Annotated in this window: 22 protein-coding genes and 2 tRNA genes; 11 read left to right on the top strand and 13 right to left on the bottom strand. The window is 41.3% G+C overall.

Features of this window, described 5'->3' with window-relative positions:
• Window positions 1–71 precede the first annotated feature (71 nt).
• Genes AN389_RS16885 through AN389_RS16875 form a run of 3 tightly spaced genes read left to right on the top strand, consistent with a single transcriptional unit; the run spans window position 72 to window position 1,792 of the window.
• Window positions 72–323 carry a hypothetical protein gene (locus tag AN389_RS16885; RefSeq protein WP_004588464.1) on the top strand — a complete coding sequence of 84 codons (252 nt, stop codon included), beginning with the start codon at window positions 72–74 and terminating at the stop codon, window positions 321–323.
• Window positions 324–364: 41 nt separating this feature from the next.
• Window positions 365–982, top strand: coding sequence for a nicotinamide riboside transporter PnuC (pnuC, locus tag AN389_RS16880; protein ID WP_004588465.1), 618 nt, complete (start codon window positions 365–367; stop codon window positions 980–982).
• Window positions 983–985: 3 nt separating this feature from the next.
• Entirely contained in the window at window positions 986–1,792 is an 807-nt protein-coding gene (locus AN389_RS16875) for a phosphotransferase (protein ID WP_055020307.1), read from the top strand.
• Here AN389_RS16875 and AN389_RS16870 read toward each other — a convergent pair.
• Entirely contained in the window at window positions 1,789–1,971 is a 183-nt protein-coding gene (locus AN389_RS16870) for a hypothetical protein (protein ID WP_055015266.1), read from the bottom strand. The two genes, AN389_RS16875 and AN389_RS16870, sit on opposite strands and share 4 nt — an antisense overlap.
• A gap of 233 nt (window positions 1,972–2,204) precedes the next feature.
• On the opposite strand from AN389_RS16870, the gene AN389_RS16865 reads away from it, so the two are divergent.
• A tRNA-Arg gene (locus AN389_RS16865) sits at window positions 2,205–2,279 on the top strand.
• Window positions 2,280–2,428: 149 nt separating this feature from the next.
• Window positions 2,429–3,655 (top strand): HD domain-containing phosphohydrolase, encoded by a 1,227-nt coding sequence (locus AN389_RS16860; RefSeq protein WP_055020306.1) that lies wholly within the window; start codon window positions 2,429–2,431, stop codon window positions 3,653–3,655.
• Here the strand turns inward: AN389_RS16860 and AN389_RS16855 are convergent.
• Window positions 3,615–3,938, bottom strand: a complete 324-nt coding sequence (locus tag AN389_RS16855) for a hypothetical protein (protein ID WP_055015268.1) — start codon at window positions 3,936–3,938, stop codon at window positions 3,615–3,617. The two genes, AN389_RS16860 and AN389_RS16855, sit on opposite strands and share 41 nt — an antisense overlap.
• Window positions 3,939–4,219: 281 nt before the next feature.
• On the opposite strand from AN389_RS16855, the gene AN389_RS16850 reads away from it, so the two are divergent.
• Entirely contained in the window at window positions 4,220–5,488 is a 1,269-nt protein-coding gene (locus tag AN389_RS16850) for an outer membrane protein transport protein (RefSeq protein ID WP_055020305.1), read from the top strand.
• Between the two features lie 112 nt (window positions 5,489–5,600).
• On the opposite strand, the gene AN389_RS16845 is transcribed toward AN389_RS16850, so the two are convergent.
• The 3 genes from AN389_RS16845 to pepA form a co-directional block, all read right to left on the bottom strand.
• Window positions 5,601–8,453, bottom strand: coding sequence for a valine--tRNA ligase (locus AN389_RS16845; RefSeq protein ID WP_055020304.1), 2,853 nt, complete (start codon window positions 8,451–8,453; stop codon window positions 5,601–5,603).
• Between the two features lie 55 nt (window positions 8,454–8,508).
• Complete coding sequence (locus tag AN389_RS16840; RefSeq protein ID WP_055015271.1) at window positions 8,509–8,955, bottom strand: DNA polymerase III subunit chi; 447 nt, start codon at window positions 8,953–8,955, stop codon at window positions 8,509–8,511.
• Window positions 8,956–9,116: 161 nt separating this feature from the next.
• Entirely contained in the window at window positions 9,117–10,628 is a 1,512-nt protein-coding gene (gene pepA / locus AN389_RS16835; RefSeq protein WP_055020303.1) for a leucyl aminopeptidase, read from the bottom strand.
• Between the two features lie 308 nt (window positions 10,629–10,936).
• On the opposite strand from pepA, the gene lptF reads away from it, so the two are divergent.
• A complete protein-coding gene (gene lptF, locus AN389_RS16830) occupies window positions 10,937–12,049 on the top strand; it encodes an LPS export ABC transporter permease LptF (protein ID WP_055020302.1) in 1,113 nt (370 codons plus the stop codon).
• Entirely contained in the window at window positions 12,046–13,113 is a 1,068-nt protein-coding gene (gene lptG / locus AN389_RS16825; protein WP_055015274.1) for an LPS export ABC transporter permease LptG, read from the top strand. The genes lptF and lptG overlap by 4 nt, the downstream gene beginning before the upstream one ends.
• A 54-nt stretch (window positions 13,114–13,167) precedes the next feature.
• On the opposite strand, the gene AN389_RS16820 is transcribed toward lptG, so the two are convergent.
• Window positions 13,168–13,668, bottom strand: a complete 501-nt coding sequence (locus AN389_RS16820) for an RDD family protein (RefSeq protein WP_055020301.1) — start codon at window positions 13,666–13,668, stop codon at window positions 13,168–13,170.
• A 293-nt stretch (window positions 13,669–13,961) separates the two neighbouring features.
• On the opposite strand from AN389_RS16820, the gene AN389_RS16815 reads away from it, so the two are divergent.
• Window positions 13,962–14,046: transfer RNA gene (locus AN389_RS16815), tRNA-Leu, on the top strand.
• 92 nt (window positions 14,047–14,138) lie between these two features.
• Here the strand turns inward: AN389_RS16815 and AN389_RS16810 are convergent.
• The 7 genes from AN389_RS16810 to AN389_RS16780 form a co-directional block, all read right to left on the bottom strand.
• Window positions 14,139–14,912, bottom strand: a complete 774-nt coding sequence (locus AN389_RS16810) for a polysaccharide deacetylase family protein (protein WP_055015276.1) — start codon at window positions 14,910–14,912, stop codon at window positions 14,139–14,141.
• Entirely contained in the window at window positions 14,909–15,628 is a 720-nt protein-coding gene (locus tag AN389_RS16805) for a GDSL-type esterase/lipase family protein (RefSeq protein WP_055015277.1), read from the bottom strand. Before AN389_RS16805 ends, AN389_RS16810 begins: the two co-directional genes overlap by 4 nt.
• A 78-nt stretch (window positions 15,629–15,706) precedes the next feature.
• Complete coding sequence (locus AN389_RS16800) at window positions 15,707–16,000, bottom strand: hypothetical protein (RefSeq protein WP_055015278.1); 294 nt, start codon at window positions 15,998–16,000, stop codon at window positions 15,707–15,709.
• The gene (locus AN389_RS16795; RefSeq protein WP_055015279.1) at window positions 16,000–16,467 is read right to left on the bottom strand and encodes a DUF4405 domain-containing protein; all 468 of its coding nucleotides are present in this window, start codon (window positions 16,465–16,467) and stop codon (window positions 16,000–16,002) included. Before AN389_RS16795 ends, AN389_RS16800 begins: the two co-directional genes overlap by 1 nt.
• A 120-nt stretch (window positions 16,468–16,587) precedes the next feature.
• On the bottom strand, window positions 16,588–18,534 hold the full coding sequence (locus AN389_RS16790) for a TonB-dependent receptor domain-containing protein (RefSeq protein WP_160318637.1): 1,947 nt from the start codon (window positions 18,532–18,534) through the stop codon (window positions 16,588–16,590).
• A 117-nt stretch (window positions 18,535–18,651) separates the two neighbouring features.
• Window positions 18,652–19,566, bottom strand: a complete 915-nt coding sequence (locus AN389_RS16785; RefSeq protein ID WP_055015281.1) for a LysR family transcriptional regulator — start codon at window positions 19,564–19,566, stop codon at window positions 18,652–18,654.
• Window positions 19,567–19,728: 162 nt separating this feature from the next.
• Window positions 19,729–21,798 (bottom strand): bifunctional 2',3'-cyclic-nucleotide 2'-phosphodiesterase/3'-nucleotidase, encoded by a 2,070-nt coding sequence (locus tag AN389_RS16780; RefSeq protein WP_082430574.1) that lies wholly within the window; start codon window positions 21,796–21,798, stop codon window positions 19,729–19,731.
• A 258-nt stretch (window positions 21,799–22,056) separates the two neighbouring features.
• Between AN389_RS16780 and AN389_RS16775 the strand changes: the two genes are divergently transcribed.
• A complete protein-coding gene (locus AN389_RS16775; protein ID WP_055020299.1) occupies window positions 22,057–23,346 on the top strand; it encodes a M20 family metallopeptidase in 1,290 nt (429 codons plus the stop codon).
• A gap of 102 nt (window positions 23,347–23,448) precedes the next feature.
• A complete protein-coding gene (locus AN389_RS16770) occupies window positions 23,449–24,072 on the top strand; it encodes a TetR/AcrR family transcriptional regulator (RefSeq protein ID WP_055018751.1) in 624 nt (207 codons plus the stop codon).
• The last annotated feature ends 285 nt before the right edge of the window (window positions 24,073–24,357 follow it).

The raw sequence follows: 24,357 nt of genomic DNA, 5'->3' as shown, positions 1-24,357 counted from the left end.
GTAATTTTACACTGTATTGAACTGGCATTGAACGATTTGTTGAAATCAAATAATTGAAAGTAGAGTTTAAAATGAAATTATCAGTAGAGATCAGTAAATACCCACTTCATCAAGATTACATCCCGTTTATTAAAGGTTTTATTGACCGCTTAAACGAATACGACAACTTAAAAGTGATCACCAATACGCTTTCTACGCAAATTTTTGGCGATTACGATTTAGTAATGCAAGTGCTAAACACCGAAATTAAACGCTCGTACGAAGAGTTTGGTAAGGCTATTTTTGTTTGTAAGTTTTTATCTGGCGATTTATCTCCAGAGTAATCGCCTTTATTTAACGTGTATTAAAAACGGTAACCGCACACATGGATTTTTTAACACAAACCTTAAGTGGTTTTACAGCAATGTCGCATTGGGAATATATTGCGGTAGGGTTGTCTATTGCTTATTTATTACTGGCAATAAAAGAGAGCCTATGGTGCTGGCCAGCCGCTTTTTTTAGCACGCTTATTTACACCATAATGTACTGGAATGGCGCGCTGCTTATGGAGTCGCTACTCAATTTTTATTACATGTACATGGCTGTATTTGGCTGGATGGTATGGCGCAAAGGCAAAGCAGATAATATTAGTATTACCTCATGGTCTACACAACGCCACGCCATTCTTATAGGCGCTACGAGCTTAGCGGCCATTATTATTGGCTATGTAATGCAAAACTACACCCACGCCGATTTTGCCTACCTAGATAGCTTTACAACCTGTTTTGCGGTGGTAACCACGTATTTGGTTGCTAAAAAAGTACTCGAAAACTGGCTGTATTGGATTGTTATTGATGCGGCCTCTATGTATTTGTATTACGAAAAAGGCTATTACCCAACGCTCGCGCTATTTATTTTTTACACTATTATGGCCGCGTGGGGATTTAAAACCTGGTACGAAGAGTACGAGCAAAGCCAAGCTAAGCCATTAGCGCAATTATAACGCATGCACCGTAATCCAAATATTGCCGCGTTATGTAGTGAGTTTATGGCACCTGAGCACGTGCTACAAACCACTAAATTAGTGAATGGTTTAAGTAACGACAATTACCTAATAAAAACCGCACAGCAAAACTACTTATTAAAATGCTACAAATCGCATTGGCCTAAAATAGGGCTACAAGCCCAAACTGCACTTAGCCAGCATAACGTTTGCCCTAAACCCATTTGGCTTGATAAGGCTAACAGGCGAGCTGCATTTCGCTATATTTGTGGCGATATTGCCACTAATAGCTACAGCATCGACTTAGTTGAAAAATTGGCACGCGTTCATAGTTACCCTCTAGCTACACAGCCAATGGATATTGCAAAAGAGCTTGTGTATTACGCTAATAGCAACATATATCAACAGCACAGCCGCTTAATTGAAGATACGCTAAGCGCCATTAGTGACATGCCCTACAACAGTGGCTTTTGTCATAACGATTTAGTTAAAGATAACCTAATAGTAAATTCAAGTGGCATGTATTTGATTGACTTTGAATATGCGCAAACAAACGACGTGTATTTTGATTTAGCGGCACTTGCGGTTAGCTTAGAGCTAAATGCGCACGCAGAGCACACTTTGCTTGAGCAATATAGCGCCCAGCAAGCAATACCCAGTGAGTTTTATTGCGCTTATGACAAGCTACGTTACTTTAAAGTGGTGTTTTTGGTGTTATGTATAGGGTGGTATGAGCAGCGCGACATAAATAATAAGGCAAGCACATTACGCGCGCAGCTAAATAAGTTATTAAACGAGATAAAAGATTAAAGCCCGCCAAAACGCGCGGCAAGCTCTTTGTACTTCGCTACTTCGTCAGCATCAAATTGGGGCTCACCGTTTTCATCTTCAGACTTGGCAATAAGTAAGCTCTCTCGAGCAAGACGTTTTACACGCTCGGTTTTTACACCTAAAAACTCAGCCACTTGCTCAGTCGACATTAAACTCATAATTACATCCTCTATATAATCCGTAAGCATCCATAATATGTTGCTAAACGGTTACTATTTTTTATTGAATACCAATAAATAGCTTGTTTTTTGCAAGTTGTGAAGTGTTTTATCAAAAACAGTTTGATTTATAGGCATATAACTTAATGATGCTGGTATTTATTTAAAGATCTCTTTATTATTGCCAGTGCTAAAGCATTGATATCGCGAGTTAGTGTTTTAGCAACAAATGTGCTCTTGTGGTGAAATGGATATCACGTGGCCCTCCGGAGGCTAAGTTCTAGGTTCGATCCCTAGCAAGAGCGCCATTTGCTTTTTATCATTTTCCTGTTTACGCCTAATCAAATTTAGTAGTCCTTTATAGTTATATAGTATTATCCTCAACTCAAAAAGTAGACTTTTATGCTTAAATAGTGCTATTTAGTAGGCATATTTAATTGTAAAAAACGCTTTTACCATGCTCATCGCGTTACCCATTTCAGAGCTTACCCCAGGTATGTTTGTTGACAGTGTTACCAAACAGCAGGAAGGGCTCAATAGTATAAAAATAAAAACCAGTGGTTTAGTGCGAAACCAAGCAATTATAAAGCGCTTAGTAACAGAAGGCGTTTTAGAGCTGCTTATCGACTTTACTAAAGGCGATGCAGCCGTACCTGATAAGTACAGACCCAAGGCTGCTGTAGTAAAAGAGCCTGTTACATCCAGCAGCAAAGCTAAGCCGCCAGCGGTAAAACCTGCAATTAACCTTGAGCAAGAATTTGCTAAAGCCAGCATTAACTTTGAGCAGCATAATCGCAAGCTGCAAGCTTTGTATGGTGATGTAACCACAGGGTTAACGGTTAATTTAACGGTAATTGACGAAATGGCTAACGATATAGTCAGCTCGGTATTTAGAAATACTAGCGCAATGACCATTTTAACCCGCATAAAAGACAAACATAGTTACAATTGGCGCCACATGGTTAACTGCGCTATTTTCACCGCTGTGTTCGCTAAATATTTAGGGTACAAAGAAGAAGCCGTACAGCAGCTTGCTATGGGCGCGCTACTTCACGATTTAGGGCAGGCTAAACTCCCGCAGGGGATTATTTCTAGACCAAGTAAGCTCACTAGCAGTGAAATGGATATTATTAAACGTCATGTCGCCCAAGGTTTAGGCCTGGTCAAAGGTGAAAAGGGCATTACCCCTCTAATGCTCGACATGATAGTTAACCACCATGAACGATTAGATGGCTCAGGCTATCCACGTGGTATTACAGCTGAAAAGCTTAGTCGCCCAGCGCGCATTATGGCAATTGTTGATGTGTACGATGCGCTAACAGCCGACAGACCTCATCAGGAGGGAGATGAACCCATTAATGCATTACGTTATTTGTTAGCGCATAAAGAGCTATTTGATGCAGAGCTTGTTCAACATTTTATAAAATGCTTAGGTGTACATCCGGTAGGTACTATAGTCAAATTAACCAATGAGCGTTTAGCCTTGGTACTTGAAGGTAATAAGCTAAACCCAATAAAGCCAAAGGTTAAACTATTTTATAATGCAAAGCATGGCCATCACGTCACCCCTAAAGATCTCGATTTAAGCGAGCCAGATCAAAGTATAAAAATTGTATCGAGCATTAAGCCCCATGATTATCAAATTAATTTGGCTCGTTTGTTAAAAGAGCATTTGTTGAATTAGCTTTTTTACAGCGTTTAAGTTTTTCGCGCTTGGCAGAAATGTAAGCGCCTAAAAAACAGCTCGCCATTAACGTAAGCCATAGTAATGTTCCTTGCTCTACATGCAGTGCAATACAGCAAAAAGCTAACGACACTAATGCATTTAGCATGGCCCCCAACCAGTAATGGTTTACGGGGTTATCGCATTGGCCGGCCTGTGTGCAAGCACAATAGTTTGCTTTATAAAAACAATACACACTGGCGCCACAAAAAATGAGCCCCGCAATAATAAGTAATATGATCACCTATTTGCTTCCTTTGTGATTTTGTAACGAGTTTAAAATGCACGGAATTACAAGTCAATCTAAATGATAATTAATTACAATTAGAGTATAAGCTCTAATAACACATTTCTGCTCCGATGAGTTTTAAATAGTTGTTAAAATGTAGTTAAAAAACGTGTTTTTTGGTGTTTTTTGTCGCTTTATTACAGTTTTTTATAAAAAATTAAGGTAGTGTAGCCAAGTTTAAAATCCTAATAACAACACATAGATACCCAAACGCCTGTTTGGTTAAGGACACAACAATGAAATTTTCTAAAACTCTAATCGCAGCTTCGCTTGCGTTAGTATCTGCAGATACATTTGCTGCTGCGTTTCAGTTAGCTGAGCAAAACGCATCAGGCCTTGGCCGTGCATACGCCGGTGAAGCATCTATCGCTGACGACGCCTCTGTTGTTGCTCGTAACCCCGCATTAATGACTTTATTTAAAGATAAGCAATTGAGTGTTGCAGCTATTGCTGTAGTGCCAGATGTAAGCATTGAAGGTGAGTCTACTAACAATGGTATAGACCCAAGTGCGTTAGATGACGACAGCATTGCGCCAAGCGCAGTGGTACCAGCCGCTTACTTTACTATGCCTTACAACGATAAAGTATCAGTAGGTTTTGGTGCGTTTTCTAACTTTGGTTTATCTACAGAGTTTAACGATGACTACGTAGCGGGCCAAATTGCTGGTGAAACAGAAATTTTGACCGTTAACTTTAATGCAAGCGTTGCATACAAAGTAACAGAGCAATTTAGCTTTGGTGTTGGCTTAAACTACATTTATGCTGATGCAACAGTAATTCGTAAAGTAGGCGCTAATGCAAGTGGTATTGATTTTGGTGCTGATGCAGTAAACCTTCAAGGTGATGACACCGGCCTAGGCTTAAATGTGGGCTTAATGTACCAATTAGACGAAAACAGCCGCTTTGGTTTTAACTATCGTAGCGAAACAGATATTACCTTCGAAGGTGATTTCTCAAATGAGCTACCAGTACAAGTAGGCGGCACAGGTGGTGCACAATTACCTGGCTCGGTAGATTTAACACTTCCAGCAATTGCTGAATTTTCTGGTTCACATCAGCTAGATGAAAAACTTGGATTACACTACAGTGTATTATGGACAGGCTGGAGCAGTTTTGAATCGTTAGAAGCGCAAGTAACAGCGCCTACTGGCGACAAGTTTGTTGCATTTGAAAAGCAAGAGCAGTTTGATGATGCATTCCGTTACTCTATCGGTGCTGATTACCAATACAACGAAGACTTACTTCTTCGTGCAGGTGTAGCGTTTGATGAGTCGCCAGTATCACAAACTCACCTTTCTATCTCTATTCCAGATACTGACCGTTTTTGGTTCTCGGTAGGTGGTAACTACGCAATCGATAAGCAATCAAATGTCGATTTAGGTGTAAGTGTTGTTCGCGGTAAAACACAAAACTTTACTGAAACTGATGACTCAGGCAGCCAGTGGGGCTTTGAGTCAAAAGGCCATGCCGTTGTTATTGGCGCTCAGTACAACTACAAGTTTTAATGTAGAAATGCCTTGTAGTTAATCGCAGGGCACAAAAAAAGCCGCTCACTTTAACAGTGAGCGGCTTTTTTAATGCCTATTAAATGATGTTAATAGGCATTTTTATGAAAGTTTATAAGCTCTCTATTTTAGTTTTTTGCTCAAGAAGCTTGGTTTTAGCATCAGTGAACTCAGCTAATTTAGCATTTTCTTTTGCTAGTACGGCTTCAGGTGCGTTGTTAACAAACTTTTCGTTAGCCAGCTTGTTTTGCACTTGGGCTAGGCCTTTTTCTGCTTTTTCGAGTTGCTTGTTAATACGAGCAAGCTCGGCTTCAACGTCAATTAAGCCCGCCATAGGGATCATAATTTCAAGGTTGCCAACATATGATGTTGCACACGCGGGTGCATCGTCTTTGTTTTCAAGCAGGGTGAACGATTCAAGTTTAGCAAGCGAGGCAATAAATGACTCGTTCTCGTTAATACGGCGCACATCATCGCTTGATGCGTTAGCCAGTAACACGTTAAGTGGCTTACTTGGGCTAATGTCCATCTCACCACGAATAACACGAATTGCTAAAATAAACTGTTTAACCCACTCTAAGTCGTCCATAGCTTGGGCATCAACGTTTGCCTCATTATAAACAGGGAAGCCTTGTACCATGATGCTGGTGCCTGCTGTTTCAAGCCCTGCAAGTGGTGCAACGCGCTGCCAAATAGTTTCGGTAATGTATGGCATCATTGGGTGCATTAAGCGCAGTAAGCTTTCAAGCACGGTTATTAGCGTGTTACGAGTACCGCGTTGCTGTGCTTCATTGCCTTTAAATAATACCGGCTTAGTGAGCTCTAAATACCAATCACAGAACTGATTCCAAGTGAATTCGTAAAGCGTGTTAGCGGCTAAATCAAAGCGGTAGTTATCAAGGTGCTCAGTGTAGGTTTTAACCGTTGATTCAAATTGGCCTAAGATCCAACGATCGGCTAACGAAAACTCTTTTTCAGCATCGTTGAAGCCACAATCTTGCTCTTCTGTGTTCATTAATACGTAACGGCTTGCGTTCCATAGTTTATTACAGAAGTTACGGTAACCTTCTAGACGGTTCATATCCCAGTTAATATCACGACCGGTTGATGCCATTGCCGCAAGGGTAAAGCGAAGCGCATCGGTACCGTGTGCTTCAATACCATTTGCAAATACTTTGCGCGTGTCTTTTTCAATTTTAGCGGCAAGTTTAGGCTGCATCATGTTGCCAGTACGTTTTTGTACTAAATCTTCAAGCTCAATGCCGTCAATCATGTCCAGTGGGTCAAGTACGTTACCTTTTGACTTAGACATTTTATCGCCGTTGTCGTCACGTATAAGGCCCGTTACATACACTGTTTTAAACGGTACTTGCGGCTTCCCATTTTCGTCTTTTATGAAGTGTAGCGTCATCATGATCATACGCGCAACCCAGAAGAAAATAATATCAAAGCCCGTTACTAACACGTCAGACGGGTGGAAGGTTTTTAAATCATCTGTGTTCTCCGGCCAACCTTGGGTTGAGAACGTCCACAGCGCAGATGAGAACCAAGTATCAAGTACATCTTCGTCTTGGCTTAGCGCAACATCATCGGCAATGTTGTTTTCACGGCGAACTTCTGCTTCATCGCGGCCAACGTAAACGTTGCCTTCGCTGTCGTACCAAGCCGGGATACGGTGACCCCACCAAAGCTGACGTGAAATACACCAATCTTGTACGTCGTTCATCCACGAGAAGTACATGTTCTCGTACTGTTTAGGCACAAACTGAATGTCGCCGTTTTTAACTGCATCTTTAGCAGGTTCTGCAAGTGGCGCAACACGTACATACCATTGGTCAGTAAGTAGTGGCTCAATAACCACACCAGAGCGGTCGCCGTAAGGTACAGTTAACGCATGGTCTTCGATTTTTTCAAGTAAACCAAGTTCTTCAAATTCTGCGATAATCGCTTTACGCGCAGCAAAACGGTCTAGACCGTGTAAGCGCTCAGGAATTGGTGCATCAAATTCAAGCTCTTTACCGTCAAAGGTGTATGTTTCACCTTGGGTAAGAATGGCAGCGTTTTTATCGAAAATATTGATCATTGGCATTTTGTGACGCTTGCCAACTTCGTTATCGTTAAAGTCGTGTGCAGGGGTGATTTTTACACAACCTGTGCCTTTGTCTTTATCAGCGTGCTCATCTGCAACAATAGTGATACGACGATTTACAATAGGCAGTAAAATCTCTTTACCGATTAGGTCCTGGTAGCGCTCGTCGTCTGGGTTTACTGCAACACCTGAATCACCTAGCATGGTTTCTGGACGAGTTGTTGCTACAACAATGTAGTCTTTGCCGTCTTGTGTTTTAACGCCATCAGCTAGTGGGTAACGTAGGTTCCACATGTGGCCTTGTTTTTCTTTGTTTTCAACTTCAAGGTCTGAGATAGCCGTGTGTAGTTTTGGATCCCAGTTTACTAGGCGCTTACCACGGTAAATTAGGTTTTCTTTGTGCAGACGAACAAATACTTCTTTAACCGCTTCAGATAAGCCATCGTCCATCGTAAAGCGTTCACGGTCCCAATCAACCGATGCACCAAGGCGACGAAGCTGTTTAGTGATAGTACCGCCAGATTCGTTTTTCCATTCCCAAATTTTATTAATAAAATCTTCGCGGCCTAAATCGTGACGTGTTTTACCTTCTTCAGCGTGTAGTTTACGCTCAACCAACATTTGCGTTGCAATACCCGCGTGGTCAGTACCTACTTGCCATAATGTGTTGTTACCTTGCATACGCTTAAAACGCGTAAGGGTATCCATTATTGTATCTTGGAAGGCGTGGCCCATGTGCAAGCTACCGGTGACATTTGGCGGCGGGATCATAATTGAATACGGTACGCCTTGGCCAGATGGCTTAAAGTAGCCTTTTTGTTCCCAGTCTTGGTATAGTGACTGTTCAATATCTTGCGGATTGTAGGTTTTATCCATTACACAGAACCTTAAATAAGTACTTAAATTAGTTGGTTAGCTTTATCCTAAACGGCTAGCTATTAATCTCTTGCGTGCTGATATTGGCACCAAGTTGGCGCAGCTTTTTAAAGCGCTCACGAGCGGCTTGTTTAGCTACAGACTCTACTGGTACAAAATCAAAAACTTGGCTAAAGCGCCTAATAAAATCGGGCAGGTTATTAGCTAAGTTAATTAAAACGTTACGTTTGCCAACAGGAGGCGTGGTGCCTATTTCTACAGGCGCGCCGGCTTTTGGGCCTTCGCCTTGCAGGTTATGCGGCACAAAACTGTCGGGATCAAATGCCCAAATGGTTTCGTCAATGGCATAGGCGGTGTGTTCGTTATCAACAAAAATAAACACACGGTTCCCTAAACGATACTGCTCTGCGGCAATTTGAGCTGCTAAAGCAAAATGATCATCAGGCTTAGCTTTTGATTCATCCTCTTGCTTTAGAACGAAAAATTGGGCATTCATGTTCATTGTATCGGGGTTTCCCATGACATTGAATGTGCACATAGTTGATACACATAAATTAAGAGGCAGATTTTGCCATATAACGGGGTTTGCTTCAATTAATACACAGATAATTAAGGCAATAAAAAAGGCGCCAAATGGCGCCTTAAAACAAGCTAAGCAGATTATTAATCGTGTGCAGCTTCGCTTACTCCAGCTCGGTTTAATAAATACTGAGTAAGCATAGGAACAGGACGCCCAGTTGCGCCTTTTTTAGCACCACTGCGCCACGCTGTACCGGCGACATCTAAATGTGCCCAGTTATATTTTTTAGTAAACTTAGATAAGAAACACGCTGCGGTAATAGTACCTGCAGAGCGCCCGCCTAAGTTTGTAAAATCGGCAAATGGGCTATCGAGTTGATCTTGATAGTCATCCCACAGTGGTAACTGCCATGCGCGGTCGCCACTTTGCTCAGACGCTTTTAATAAATCATGCGCCAGTGGGTTGTGATTTGACAGTAAACCCGTAGCGTGTGCGCCAAGGGCAACAATACACGCACCAGTGAGTGTTGCTACGTCAATGACTGTATCTGGGTCAAAACGCTCAACGTACGTGAGTGCATCACATAATACTAATCGGCCTTCAGCATCAGTATTAAGCACTTCAACTGTTTGTCCCGACATGGTTGTTAAAATATCACCAGGGCGATACGCATTAGAGCTTGGCATGTTTTCACAGCCAGCTAACACGCCAATTACGTTAATAGGTAGCTGCATTTGTGCCAGTGCGCGCATAGCGCCAATTACACCGGCTGCACCGCCCATGTCGTATTTCATTTCATCCATGGCTTCGCCTGGCTTAATTGAAATACCGCCTGAATCAAACGTTAAACCTTTACCAACAAGTACAATCGGCGCTTGGTCATCAGCTGCACCTTTGTAGTTAATAACCGACATTACCGACTCGTTATCACTACCACGGCCTACAGCTAAGTACGAGTTCATACCAAGCTCTGCCATTTTTTCTTCGCCAATGATATCAACGGTGATGTTGTCAAAATTGTTAGCCAGCTCTTGTGCTTGTTCGCCTAAGTAAGCGGGATTACAAATATTGGGTGGCATGTTGGCTACGTCTTTACATAGCTTACTACCTGCGGCAATGGCTAAACCATGCTCAATAGCGCTTTCACCAATGGTCAGCTCGCGACGCGTGGGTACGTTAAACACAATTTTACGAAGTGGACGACGCGGGTCTACTTTTTTGCTTTTTAGCTGGTTAAATGTGTATAAACAATCTTGTGTTGTTTCTACCGCTTGGCGAACCTTCCAGTAGGTATCACGGCCTTTAACGTGTTGCTCTGTTAAAAAGCATACCGCTTCCATAGAGCCGGTTTCGTTTAAGGTATTAATTGTTTTAGAAATTATTTGCTTATATTGCTTATCATCAAGCTCGCGCTCTTTACCACAGCCAACAAGCAATACGCGCTCGCTTAAAACGTTAGGTACATGATGCAATAATAAAACTTGCCCCGGCTTACCTTCTAAATCGCCACGGCGTAGTAAATTTGAGATATAACCATCGCTGATTTTATCGAGTTGTTCACCAATGGGGGATAACCTACGTGGTTCGTAAACACCAACGACAATACACGCGCTGCGCTGTTTTTCTGGGCTACCACTTTTTACGTTAAATTCCATTGTTACTCCTGGTTGTGAGTCATATACGTTATTAATAGGGGCTAAAAAAATAAAATCTAGTCTTAGCTACGTAACTTATGTAGGGATAATCTTAATTTTAGCTGATTTTTTCTGACTCTTACTGTGTAATTGAACTTTATATGTTTAAGGGCTACTAATGCAACAATATATCGTGCACTTAGGTAGGATAATTAATTTTGTTAGCTTATAATAACGACTTATTTACCAGATAAAACTGGGTAAAATAGCTACTTTATTATCAAATTATCACTATTGTAGTGAAATTCTATGTTTAACAGGGGCGAGCATTGCTTATTTTTCGTTATTTGACCGCTGAGGTTTTAAAATCGCAGATCGCCGTATTTTTAACTTTAATGACCATTTTTGTGTCACAAAAGTTTGTGGTTATTTTAGGTGATGCCTCAGAAGGGAGCATTCCTGCCAAATTAGTATTATCGATGATTGCGCTTAAATTGCCGCAACTAGCCTCGCTGATCCTGCCATTAAGTATATTTTTGGGCATAATTTTAGCCTACAGCCGCATTTACGCCGACAGCGAAATGACTGTGCTCAAAGCGTGTGGGGTGAGCGAATGGTACGTGGTACGCGTCACTTTAATTTCGAGCGTGGGTTTGGCTATATTAGCAGCCTCACTGACCATGTACCTTGCGCCATGGGCCAGCGAGCAAGAGTACCAATTAAAAGAACAAGCTAAGGCCGATGCGGGTTTATCAGCCTTAAGAGCGGGGCGGTTTCAACAAACCGGTAACGAAAAAGCCGTGGTGTTTATTCATAACATTGAAAACGGCGGTAAAGAACTTAATAAAGTATTTGTAGCGCAGCTTCCCGATACTGAAAAAGATGACCTTGCACGTTTAGTATATGCCGAGCAAGGTGTGGTGGTAGAGGCTGTAAACGGTGAGCAGCAATTAGTGCTAACTGATGGCAAACGCTACGAAACCGATGGCCAAACACCGGCCCTTAATTTAACGCAGTTTGATGGCTACAGCGTACAAATACGCGAGCAAGAAATAGAGCATCAGCGCCGTAAATTAGAAGCGATACCTACTAATCAGTTATTACCACTTAACACCTCTGAGTCAATTGCTCAGTGGCAGTGGCGCATTGCCATACCGCTTTCTATTCCGTTACTCACCTTAATAGCAGTACCGCTAAGTGTGGTTAATCCGCGCCAAGGTAAGTTTGCTAAATTAGTGCCAGCCATTAGCTTGTACTTGGGTTATTTTATCTTACTCAATGCCGCAAAATTTGCTGTAGAAGATGGCAAAATACCGCCTTCAATCGGCTTATGGTGGATTCACTTAAGTGCTTTGTTTATAGGCAGTTTATTAATTATAAAAGGTCGCCCACTAGGGGCCTGGCTTAAAGCCGTTGTAACAAAACGGGAGTTAAGCGCATGATGAAAACACTCGATTGGTACTTAGGCCGCAGCATTTTACAAACCACTGGATTTGCTTTGTTGGTGCTAGTAGGGATTAGTACATTAATTAAATTTATTGATCAGCTAAAGTCGGTAGGTCGTGGCAGTTACGATTTAATGACCGCTACTTTATATACTTTTTACAGTATGCCAGGCGACTTAGTTATATTTTTCCCGATGGCTGCGCTTATTGGTGGCTTAACTGGGCTTGGTGCACTGGCTTCAAATAGTGAGTTAGTGGTTATGCAAGCTGCGGGTATGTCGCGCTTACAAATTATAGGCTCGGTAATGAAAACCGCCGTGTTTATGGCTGTGTGCATGATGGCCCTTGGTGAATGGGGCGCACCCGAGGCGCAACAACACGCCAAAGAAATGCGTAATCAGGCAATACATGGTGGCGACGTGTTTAATGCACAAAAAGGCGTATGGGCTAAAGATGGCAATAACTTTATTAATATTGAAGATGTAGATCAAAGTGGCCGCTTAAACGGTGTACATATGTATCACTTTGACAAGTCACTCGATTTAACTCAAATCACTAAAGCTAAAGTTGCTATTGGCCGTGACGAAGGTTGGCTATTACGCGATGTAAATAAGGTTCATATTAGTGATGAGCAAATAAGCAGTGAGCACATAGATGAAGAGTTTTACCCATCGCAATTAACGGGCGAAAAGCTTGGGGTGGTATCGGTGAAACCTGAGTCGCTTTCGTTTACAGGGCTTTGGTCATACTTAGGGTACTTACAGCAAAATGAGCAAGATACCAGCACCTATGAGCTGGCTTTGTGGCGTAAGCTAATGCAGCCAGTCTCTGTTGCCGTTATGCTACTAGTTGCACTGTCGTTTATATTTGGCCCTTTACGTACCGTAACTATGGGCGCGCGCATCATTATGGGTGTAGTAACAGGGATTGTATTTCACTTAACAAATGAGATATTTGGTCCAGTCGTAATGGTTTATCAAATACCCGCAATTATAGGCGCGGTATTGCCAAGTGTACTGTTTATAGGCTTTGCTACATATTTAATGAATAAACGGGTATAGCCGTTTATACATTGCATTAAAAAGGGTGACCAAGGGTCACCCTTTTTGCTTTTACTAATCTAGCTCGCGGTAAATACGCTTGTTTTCTTCTTTTGTAAGGGTAACGACCTCTGTTTTTGAAATATAGTCTTGTAGCGCTTTTTTGTTTTTAAAATCAATTAATACCACCAGATTACCTAATCCAAGCAGGGCACTTAGGCTGCGAACAATAGACTGCGGCCAACTAATTAAACATCCTTCGTTAGTTTGTACTTTTAAACGCCATGCGCGCATGCCAATAGTTTGCCCGCTTTTAGTCCAAAAGTAGCCAAAAAATACCAAGGCAACTGTAACAAGTAGGGCGCTGCGAACGCTTGAGAGCAATAACGATTCTTGAATAAGTGCCGATACATCCTCAGCTCCATTTAAGCTAATCACATCAAGTGTAATAAGCCCTTGTACGGCAAATAAATAGAGCACAACCGTTAACATAGCAAATGCAATAATGGCTAACGTATCGTAAACTAAGGACGCAAAGCGACGCCAAAACCCAGCACGTGGAAACTCACCCGTCATAAATATACTCTCACTATTAATATGCGCGCTAGTTTAGCAAAAAAGCATCTAAATACTAAGCGCTATAGTTTAGCCTAACTGTTTTATGTATTTAGGGGGGTATGGAGCTAACCTTATTTATTGTGGGCTGTCTAAATGTTAAGCGATTGATCAGGCTAATGTCATAAAACGCTTGCTGCCACCCCTATTGTTTGTATAATGCTTGGCATAGAGACGAAGGCACATAAATAATCCTTAGCTCTAAAGTGGTTTTTCTTTATCTTCTCGTGTTTAGAAGGTTAAAGAAAAATGATGCCAGCGTGATGAAATTGGTAGACATGGGGGATTCAAAATCCCCTGCAGCAATGCGTGGCGGTTCGAGTCCGCCCGCTGGTACCACTTTTTATAGCCTCTGCTAGTTTTAGCAGAGGCTTTTTTATGCCTGAAATTTGAGTATGTTTACACGAGCGCCTACTTAGCGCTTTTCAGGCTTATTTACCCTCTAAAAACGCGATGAACTCTCCAGCCGATACATACCAAATATCATCTTTATTTGAGAGTGTTTGAATGAGCTTTTCGGCGTAATCCCAGTTGTTATTCTCTACGTTTTTATCAAACTCCCACGAATGGCCCCAAATCATCATTACGCTGAGTTCATTACTGTTTAGCGCTAAGTATTGCTCTATTAATGGCATTGCGTTTGAGTGGTGAACGGTTGGATTCCACGCCATGTAGTTGGTAGGGAGTTTAAAATTTAGAGTGTCGTTTACTGTTCGGGCGTTAGTAAAACCAGCTTGCTTTACTAGTGTCATCGCAGCTTTATCGTATGAGCCTAAAGGGTATGCAAATGAGTTTAGAGGGCTGCCTTTAATAGGCGATAGAATTTGCTTATCACGGGCTAGTTGTAATTTTAGCTCTGCTGTATCTAAGCCCGCAAAGCCTGGGTGTGAGTAACTATGGCTTGCTATTTCATGGCCTTTATAAAGTGCTTTTACTTCACTTTGTTTAATATATTCGCCTTCTTTACCGGTAAAGGCTTTCATCCACGGTAGCTTTTTAGCAAATAATCCTGAGTTTAAATTAAATGTGCCAACAACCTGGTACTTATTAAATAGTTCCACGAGTTTTCTGTCTTGTGTAACGCCATCGTCGTAACTAAAAATAACGGCTTTAGTTGCGCCGTTAGGGTAGCTTTTTACAGGCGCTTTACTGGCGGCACACGTAAAGCTTGCCGCCATTAATATAGTAATTAATAAACTCTTCACTTTAAGGTTTTCATTATTGGTGCAAGTTGCTTAGCCCAAAGGTCATAGCCTGCCTTGTTTAAATGGGTGCCATCGGTCGTGAGCGTTTCATTAAGCGTGCCTTGAGGGCCTAAAAATACGGGGTGTAAGTCTATATAGGTAAATTTTGCGTGCTTAATTGCTTTAATTTGCTGGTTAACGGTTTTCGCCATTTGCGTTATAAAATCGCGATGTTCGGGCAAAATACTTTGTACATAAATTTGTGTATTTGGGAGTGATTCGTTGAGCTGAGTCACTATTTTTTCTATATTTTCACTTACCGACGATAGGTTTTTAACTTGCTTAATATAATGAAAATTAAAAATATCGTTAACGCCAATTTTTAAAAATATAGCTTTAGGAGGGGCTGCTTTTAATTCGTTTAAACGCGCTAACACACCGTAGGTCATATCGCCACTAATACCGCGGTTTCTCACGCGCAGGTCGTTAAACCTAATGGCCCAATTTAATCCCTGCTCAGTAATGCTATCACCAATAAAAACAATATCGCCTTTGCGCAAAGGTTGCAGCTTAAAATGGGCTATACGCTCAGCATAGTGGTTTTTTAGCCATTGCGATTGAAAAGGAATCACCTTTTCGGCATTAGCTTTAAAGCTTATTAAAGTAGCCCATATAATGAATGTGCTTAATATAAAAATGCTGTATTGGTATGTGGTACTACTTGATTTATAACTCATAAAAAGCTGCGCTTATAGACATACTAACTTAACAATGTATCTATAAACGCCAGATTTTGATACGTGTTGCATTCGTATTCAGGCTTTGTTTTTAAACATTCCTTTTATTAAGCCTATTAATTTGGCTATCCCTAAAGTAAGTAACATAGGTACGCCTATTAAAATAAGCTCTTTTACAAAGGGTAAAATGTACATTAGCACGGGGGCTATATTTGGTTTTTCACCATCGGCGGCACCATGGGTGTAGCCTTGCTGATTTATTTGTGCGGCCCAGTCGGTGAGCTCTAAACTAACCAGTAACAAGCTCACTAAAACAGATATAATTAACACTATGCTGGTGCGGCTTTGCCACTGTTGTTTTAGGTGCTTCATTATTTAGCCTCCTTGGCAAACATACGTTTAGTAAGTTTTACTATCCAAGAAAAGTTAAGCGCTAAATGCACACCTAGCATAGGCATAATAAAGGTGGCTGAATCGTGATGTATTTTCGACCAAAAATCTTGAATGTTTAAACTAATATTAAGTGCCGGTAGTAAAGCAACCGACACTAAAAAGCCGCTCACAAATACTAATAACATCATTATATAAAGTAGGTAATCCCAAACTATATTAAAGCGCTCACGTGCTGTTATGTTTGCAAATAAACGACTAAAGCTGCGTTTTACCCAATCCCAGTGCAGTAGTAAGTGAATAACAAAAGGAATAATAAAAAATAAGCTAAACCATTCGTGCAAAGGCACGCCCGTGGCCTGTGGTGCACTTACTAGCATAAAGCTAATAAGCAGTAAGGTGTCCATTACATAACGGAACTTTTGTAAGTTTTGTTTCCAATCAGACATTATTAACCCTGAAAAAGTTTATTTATTATTTATGATTGCCGCTATTTAAGGTACGCCCCCCCTTAAACAACAAAAGGCTCAATAAAATATTGAGCCTTAAATCATGAGCAATTTATTAAATTAAAAAACGTAAGAGGCACTTAATTTAACATTACGGCCCGCTTCGTAATCTTGCACTGTATCGCTTGAGTATGAAGCGTGTGAGTAATATGTTTTATCAAAGATATTCTCGACACCTAAGGTCATGCTTAGTGCTTCAAGCTGACTTGGTAACCACTGCATACTGATGTTATGAACCTGGTAACCTACCTTATGAATATCAGCACCGCTTGATACCGAGTCATCAGTTCTGTTAACTAGGCTGGTCCAATTAAATTTTAAGTCGTACTGTGGTACTTCGTAGCCTAAGTTTAATGAAATACTATCGCCTACTTCATAACGAAGTTGCTCGCCTGTTTCTAGCTGTTCAGAGTCTGATTTAGAGTAACTTAAGCGCGCACTAAATAGCGCTTTACGCAGTGAAAGCGTTGATTCAAAACCATCAATATCGTAATCGCCTGAGTTTTCATAGGTGCCAATAGGGCGGCCTTTACCAATAGCCCAGTTGTCTATGTAATCTTCAATACGGGTTTTAAATAGGTTTAATGAAAAACCAAATGAGTCTAAGCCCATAATATTTTGGTCTTTAAAGGCAAAACCTATGGCGTTATTTACACCGGTTTCTGCTTTCAGGTCTTTATCAAAGTTAGTGCTGTAATCAACGTAGCTTTCACGCAGGCCAGGGCCCTGAAATAGCTCGGTAGAGCTTGCGTTAACACTCCAGTTATCGTTAATTAGGTATTTAGCCGCTAGGCCAAATGTTAGCTCGTTCCACGATTTATCTAACGAATCGTTAGTACCGGCAGAGTACATATCAACTTTAAAGTAGTTGTAACGCACGCCTGGCGTAACAAATAGCTGATCTGTTAACGCTACTTCATCTTCAATGTATACAGCATGAGAGTCGGCAGTGTCTTTATTGGTTTGTACGTGGTTTGCAATACGTTTTGATACTTGCTCATACCCTTCAGCGCCGTAGCGTAATGTATGGTTAAAACCAGCCAGTGCTAATTTTGATGCAGCAAGGGCTGTGTAGCCGGTATGCTCTGAGTTACCTTCTGTACCCAGTGCAATATAGCTTAGCTCGTTACGGTAAACGCTTGCACGTAGGGTGATTGCATCGCCTTTATCTAGTTCATAAGCAAGTGAGGTACTGGTACGTGTGTAGTCAATATCTTCTGTTTGCGCGTCTGAGTCTTCAGCAAAGCCTGCACCAAAGTTGGTTTTTACGTAGTAGTCGCCTTCATCATTGTATCTATCGTATGAAAATACGAAACGGTTACTCTCGTTTACATCCCAACCTAGCTTAAATATGCCATCTATCGTACGACCTTCGTTACCGGTGACTTCTTTACCGTTACCGTTTTCAAAGTTATTTCTGTCGGTGTAGGTGTAATAGGCAAGGGCGTCTATGTTATCTGTTAGTTGTCCATACACAGCTGCAGAGCCACCAGCGTAATCGTTAGTACCTAAGTTTGTGTATAAACGTGCGCCAAAGTCTTGGCCTGGCTCTAGTAAATCTTTTGCGTCTTTGGTTTCAAAAGCAACACCGCCTGAAAGACCGCCGGTAAGCACTGAGTTGGTACCTACTTTAATATCTACCGCTTTTAAAATATCAGCGTTAATTAATAAGTTACCCGAGTGATGAAACATGTTGTTGTTTTGGCTAATACCATCAACGGTAATATTTAAATCTAAGTCATCAACACCACGAATATTAATGCCTTGTACAATTGAGTGCGAGCCACCTACATCAATACCTGCTTGGTCGCGTAATAAGTCACTTAAATGGTTGGCTTGCTTTCTTTCTATGTCGTCTTGTAATAGCGAGTCGTTAGTAATAGTTGTGCCCCATACTTCAATTGTTTCTGATGTATCGGGAGCTTGTTCCGCTAAGCTTGCAAATGACATGCTAGTACACAAAGTACCAACAACAATAGTAAGTGAGTTCTTATTAAATGGGAGCATGTTTTTCATCGTGAGTATTATTATCTAACTTTAATATGATTAAGAATGATTCGTATTAGATAGATCGGCGGCACGAATGGCAATTTAAAATACATGCTCTAAATGAATAGCAATTATCTACGTTTTAAATACTTTGTTTTTTACAAGCTCCCTAAACCACTGGCATACAGGGTCGTTGTGATGACGTTGATGCCAATATAACGATACCTCAGCGTAACCTAAACCAAGCTCTTTTGGCGGTGTTTCGGCTATTACGTCGTGCTGCTGGCACACATCGGCAGCAAAGTGGTTGGGAACATAAAATATTAAGTCAGTATTTTCGGCAATGGTGCCAATACTATAAAAGTTTTTTAACCGTACAGGGGTCGCAATATTATCAATACCCAGTGCGGCAAAATTTTGTGCAATAGTTAAATCTTTTTCTCCCTGAATAGATATTTGTCCAAAGTTACAATCGCGCAATAGCTCAACACTTAGCTCACGATTGGCCAGTTTATGATTGCGTGCCATAACAAGTTTAAACTCTCGCTCAAACAATGGCTGGCAATAGAGCTTACCCTCTGAGTTAGCTGGTTTATGGCCTGTTATTACAAAATGGGCTTCGCCTTTTAGTAAATCAGAAAACTGTGGTTTAGGTAGGGTATCTATTTCAAGCGTTATATTAGGTGCTTGCTCGCGTACTTCTTTAATTATTGTTTTTATAAACAAATGCATTTGCGGCGGCAAACCAAATAGCTTTATGGTGGCTTCGCTGGTTTTAGGATCAAAGGTTTGCTTATTAACCAGCGTTTCTACCATATTTAAAATAGAATTTAAGTCTTGCTGAATCGACTGCGCTTTAGGTGTTAACTCGTAACCCCCTGCCATTCTTATTAATAACTGATCGTCAAACAGGGTGCGTAACTTACTCAAAGAACGGCTAATAGAAGGTTGGCTCATACCTAAAGTTAATGCGGTATTACTAATATGTTTTTCGTTTAATAGCTGTTTTAAAATAATAAGCAGGTTTAGGTCAAGCTGGTTTAAATTCATAGTTTGATTTGCAAGTTATCAGTATTTCGAGGCCTTATCCTAGCACTTAAAAAGAGCTTGGCGTAAATGTGTTTTTAATAAAAATAAGCCAGCACAACAAAATACACCGCTGTTAAAAAACAAAAACCAGCAATTAAGCTGGTTTTTGTAGGTTATGTGCTATTAGTTTTTTAAATCAATGGTGTATAGCGCAAAACCATTTTCGTCAGTTTTAAGTGGCGAGGTAGGCGCCACAGCTGGTAGTGTTTGGGCAATAGTCGCTACCTCCTCAAGCGGTGATGTTCTAAACACAACGTTTAGCTCTGTGCTGGTGGTCACGGGGCTAAAGCGCCAGTTATTATCGGCCGACGGGTCAATACTGCCTTTGCTACTTTTAGCGGCTTCGCTAATAATGTAACTACGCAGCACACCGCGGTTTTCATCTGGGCCTTCAAATGTTTCACGGCTGATGCCGTCAATCGCTGGGAAGTTTCCGCCGCCCGATGCACGATAGTTATTCGTTACAATTAAAAACTCTGCCTCTAAATCTATTGCTTCACCTTGGTATTGCAAGTTAGTGATGCGCGAATTGTTTTCACTTATTAATACGCCATCGTTGTTGTATCGCTTTGGCTGCGTTACGTCTATTTCAAAGGTAACACCGTCAATAATATCAAAGTTAAATGTAGGAAAAGTGGTATCGAGTAGGTTTTGCTCAGCACTGCTGTTTACATCAATTTGATTAAACTGACCTGCAGAGCGTTCAAGCCACTCTTTAACATCGTTACCTGTTACTTTTACCATACGAATAGTGTTTGGAAACACATACAAACTCACAGTATCAAGCAAGGTAATATCGCCTGCTTTTACATTGGTATAATCTTCAATACCATTGCGGCCAGCTCTAAATGGGGCTGCTGCCGAAAGTACCGGTAAGCCATCAAGCTCAGTGCCTTGAATAAACGCTTTGCCCCACGCTATTTGCGCATCTGATACTATTTGAATTGATGGGTCGTCTTGTACTAGTGCAAAAAAACTATAAATTGGGTTTGAAATTTCAGCAAATGGTTCGCTCACCCAATCAATCGTTGCTTGATGCTCAAGCTCAATTGCGGCAGCTACATCGGTATCTACAGCAGCTAAATCAACAAAGTCGCCGTTTTCGTCTGTACCACTAATGGCGCGGGTTTCTACTTTTGAGCTGGTCACTTCCCAGCCGCCTTCATCGTTTGGCTCAATAATTAAATCAATAACCCCTAAGTTATTGCCAAAAAATCCAGGCATAACAGCGGGTACGCCATTAAGTTTTCCGTTTACGTTATCAATACCCGCCGATTCATAGTCATCGTACGACGCATCACCGGGAAACAACCGGTGGTTATGACCAAACAATATGGCGTCTACGTCATCTACTTTAGACAGGTAAAGGGCCGTGTTTTCAGCAAGGTCTTCTTGGGCGCTGGCTGTTAACCCAGAGTGCGGAATGGCAATAATAATATCGGCGCCTTGTGCTTTCATTTGTGGAATGAACTTTTCAGCAGTAGCAACAATATCTTTTGCAATAACCTTACCTTGTAAGTGCGCGCTATCCCACTGCATAATTTGCGGTGGGGTAAGGCCTAAGTAACCAATTTTAATTGTTTGTTCGTTGCCGTTTATATCAAGTACGGCTTTGTCTTGAATGTAATACGGGGTGTAACGGTTTTCATCGTTGCTGTCGTCATCATCACCATCATCTACGTATACATTGGCATTAATATACGGGAAGTCGGCACCACTTAATGTGGCATCTAAAAACTCTAAGCCAAAATTAAATTCATGGTTTCCTAAGTTAGCTACATCGTAATCAAGCAAGTTCATCGCTTTAAAAGCAACATGGGTTGCGCCATTTAAAATATCGTCTTTACGTACAATCGCTTCGTAATCGCCAAGCGGGCTGTTTTGAATTAAATCACCATTATCAACCAGTACACTGTTTTGCACTTCATTTCGGGCTTCTTTTATAAGGGTAGCAGTATTAACAAAACCTAAGGTTTCTGATGGGGCTTGTGCAAAGTAATCGTAGTTAGATAAATACATGTGTATGTCGGTTGTTTCCATTACACGCAAAGTAACCGGTGCAGGCTCTGGTGTTTCTACAACGACAGGGTCGTTATTATCGTCATCATCAATGTCGCAGCCACTCAATGCGAGTGCAATAGTTAGTGCCAATGTTGATTTTAAAACGTGCTTTTTAGTGATTCGATTTTTCATGGTCATTCCGTGTAATTTAAAAAGAGTACAGTAAAAAAGGTTTATTAAAGTATGATGAACTAAAATGTGAATCCATATTTACATTTTTGGGTGGTGCTATTACAGTAAACAGTGTTTTAGTATTACTTTCAAACTTGTGTGCCTTAGCGCTCGCAGTAAAAAGTAAATTTAAAAATGGTGTAGGCTATAACTTGTCAGCACTTTTCGATAACACTAAATCGGTTGTTGGGCTTCATTAAAATAATAAAGGAAAACAGGATGAAAAAATCACTACTTTCAGTGGCATTAGGTTTTGCTGCACTTAGTGCGTTTAACGCACAGGCAAACCTTGATCAGCACGTTAAAAGTGTAGAGCAGCAGGTAATTGAATGGCGACGCGACTTTCACCAAAATCCTGAGCTTGGTAACCGCGAAACGCGTACCGCAGGCATTGTGGCTAAACACTTAAAGTCGTTAGGTATGCAAGTACAAACCGATATTGCTTACACTGGTGTTGTCGGTATTTTAAAAGGTGCAAAGCCCGGCCCTACGGTTATGCTTCGCGCTGATATGGATGCACTACCGGTAACAGAAAAAACAGATGTGCCATTTAAATCAACCAAAACCACCACTTACCGAGGCGTTGATGTAGGTATAATGCATGCCTGTGGTCACGATACGCACGTAGCTATGCTAATGGGCGCTGCACAGGTACTGGCAAACATGAAAGATGAGCTGCATGGCAACATTATGTTTGTGTTTCAGCCTGCTGAAGAGGGCGCACCTTTAGGCGAAGAGGGCGGTGCAGAGCTAATGCTTAAAGAAGGCATTTTTACCAAATATAAGCCAGATGTTGCCTTTGGCCTGCATATTACTTCAAGTCTACATACAGGTAAAATTGGTTATCGAAGTGGGCCATTTATGGCCAGTGCTGACCGCTTTGAAATAACTGTACATGGTCGCCAAGCGCATGGCTCAGCACCCTGGACTGGCGTTGATCCAATTGCTGCCGCTGCGCAAATTGTAACGGGTGTTAACCACATTGTAAGCCGCCAAGTAAATATAACCAAAGAGCCGGCTATTGTGTCGTTTGGTAAAATTGCCGGTGGTGTGCGTAATAATATTATTCCTGAAGAAGTTGAAATGGTTGGTACTATTCGTAATTTTGATATGGATAATCGCGCGCAAATCTTTGAAAATATTAAAACAACCGCTACGCATATTGCCAAGTCGTCGGGGGCAACGGCCGATGTACATATACACGAAGGTTACCCTGTAACGGTTAATAACCCTGAGCTTACAGCGCAAATGTTGCCGAGCCTTGAAAAAGCAGCCGGTAAACAAAACGTGCAAGAAATGGGTAAAATAACCGGCGCAGAAGATTTTTCGTTTTATGCATTAAAAATACCCAGTGTATTTGTATTTTTAGGTGGTACACCAGCAAATCAAGACCTAAAAACGGTAGCAAGTAACCACTCACCGTATTTTTACGCCGATGAATCGTCGTTTAAAGTGGGGACCAAAGCGCTTAGCCAATTAGCGGTAGATTATTTAAATAGCCAAAAATAACGACATAACTACCCAGCGAGTAAAGCAATTACTGGCTGGGTATTACTATTTATACTTATAAGCTGCACAGTACGTGCACGTTAAACCAACATGGTTGAATGTATGTCTGAACACCCTTTTTTGGCACCCAAGCAACAACGCAGCCAGCAAACCCAAGAAAAATTATTAAAAGCGCTGCATCACAGTTTAAAAAGTAAGTTTTTTGAACACATAAGTATAAAAGAGCTGGCAGACTACGCCGAGGTGTCGGTTGGTACGTTTTACCGTCGCTTTAAAAACAAAGAGTCGCTGTTGCCTATGCTGTATCAAGACTTTGGTATTGCATTAGATAATTGGGTAACCGAGCTTGAGGTACAGCACTATGAAAACTTAGATGCTGTAGTTAACTCTTTATGCCATAAAACGTATGTGTTTTTATTATCACAACAGGGAGTATTTAGAACGCTGCATTTAAATTCGCGTTTACACAGTGAGTTATTAGGCACTGATAAACACATAAACAGACGAGTTATTTATCAGCGTTTAGCACAATTAATTAGCCAAACCGATACCAAAGTGAGCGAAACGGCGGCAGGTACAGCAGTATTTTTAATTGTTAGCTCATTGCTTGATAAAGTACTTTACCACGATTTAACCCCTGCGATTGCGTGTGATTTATCGGCGCAGCGATATGCGCAAGAGCTGCCTAAAATTATTTTAGCTTATTTAGGGCGTGTTGATCTTTGATGGTTGAATTTACAGCAGTATGTTTGGTTTTTAGGCAAGGCAGAACCTATGAAGTGTGGTTATTCCCCATAAATAGGCGATAACGCTACATAAATGCCAAACATGCGCTGCCCTGCGGGTTCTGCCTAGGGGCGATAAACTCTTTGTTGTCTACATGGATGTAGGTAAGGGGCGTGAGCAGGACGCGGAAGCTTTGCTCGGTTTTTACTTATTCTTACATGGATGTAAGTCATTAGAATAACGCAGGAGCAGTTATCGAGCCCACTAGGTTACAAACCTCGCGCC

Origin of the sequence: Pseudoalteromonas sp. P1-7a, assembly GCF_001401855.1 — a bacterium.
Lineage (GTDB): Bacteria > Pseudomonadota > Gammaproteobacteria > Enterobacterales > Alteromonadaceae > Pseudoalteromonas.
Note: the sequence above shows the minus strand (reverse complement) of the source record. Positions and strands in the feature narration are given on the sequence as shown.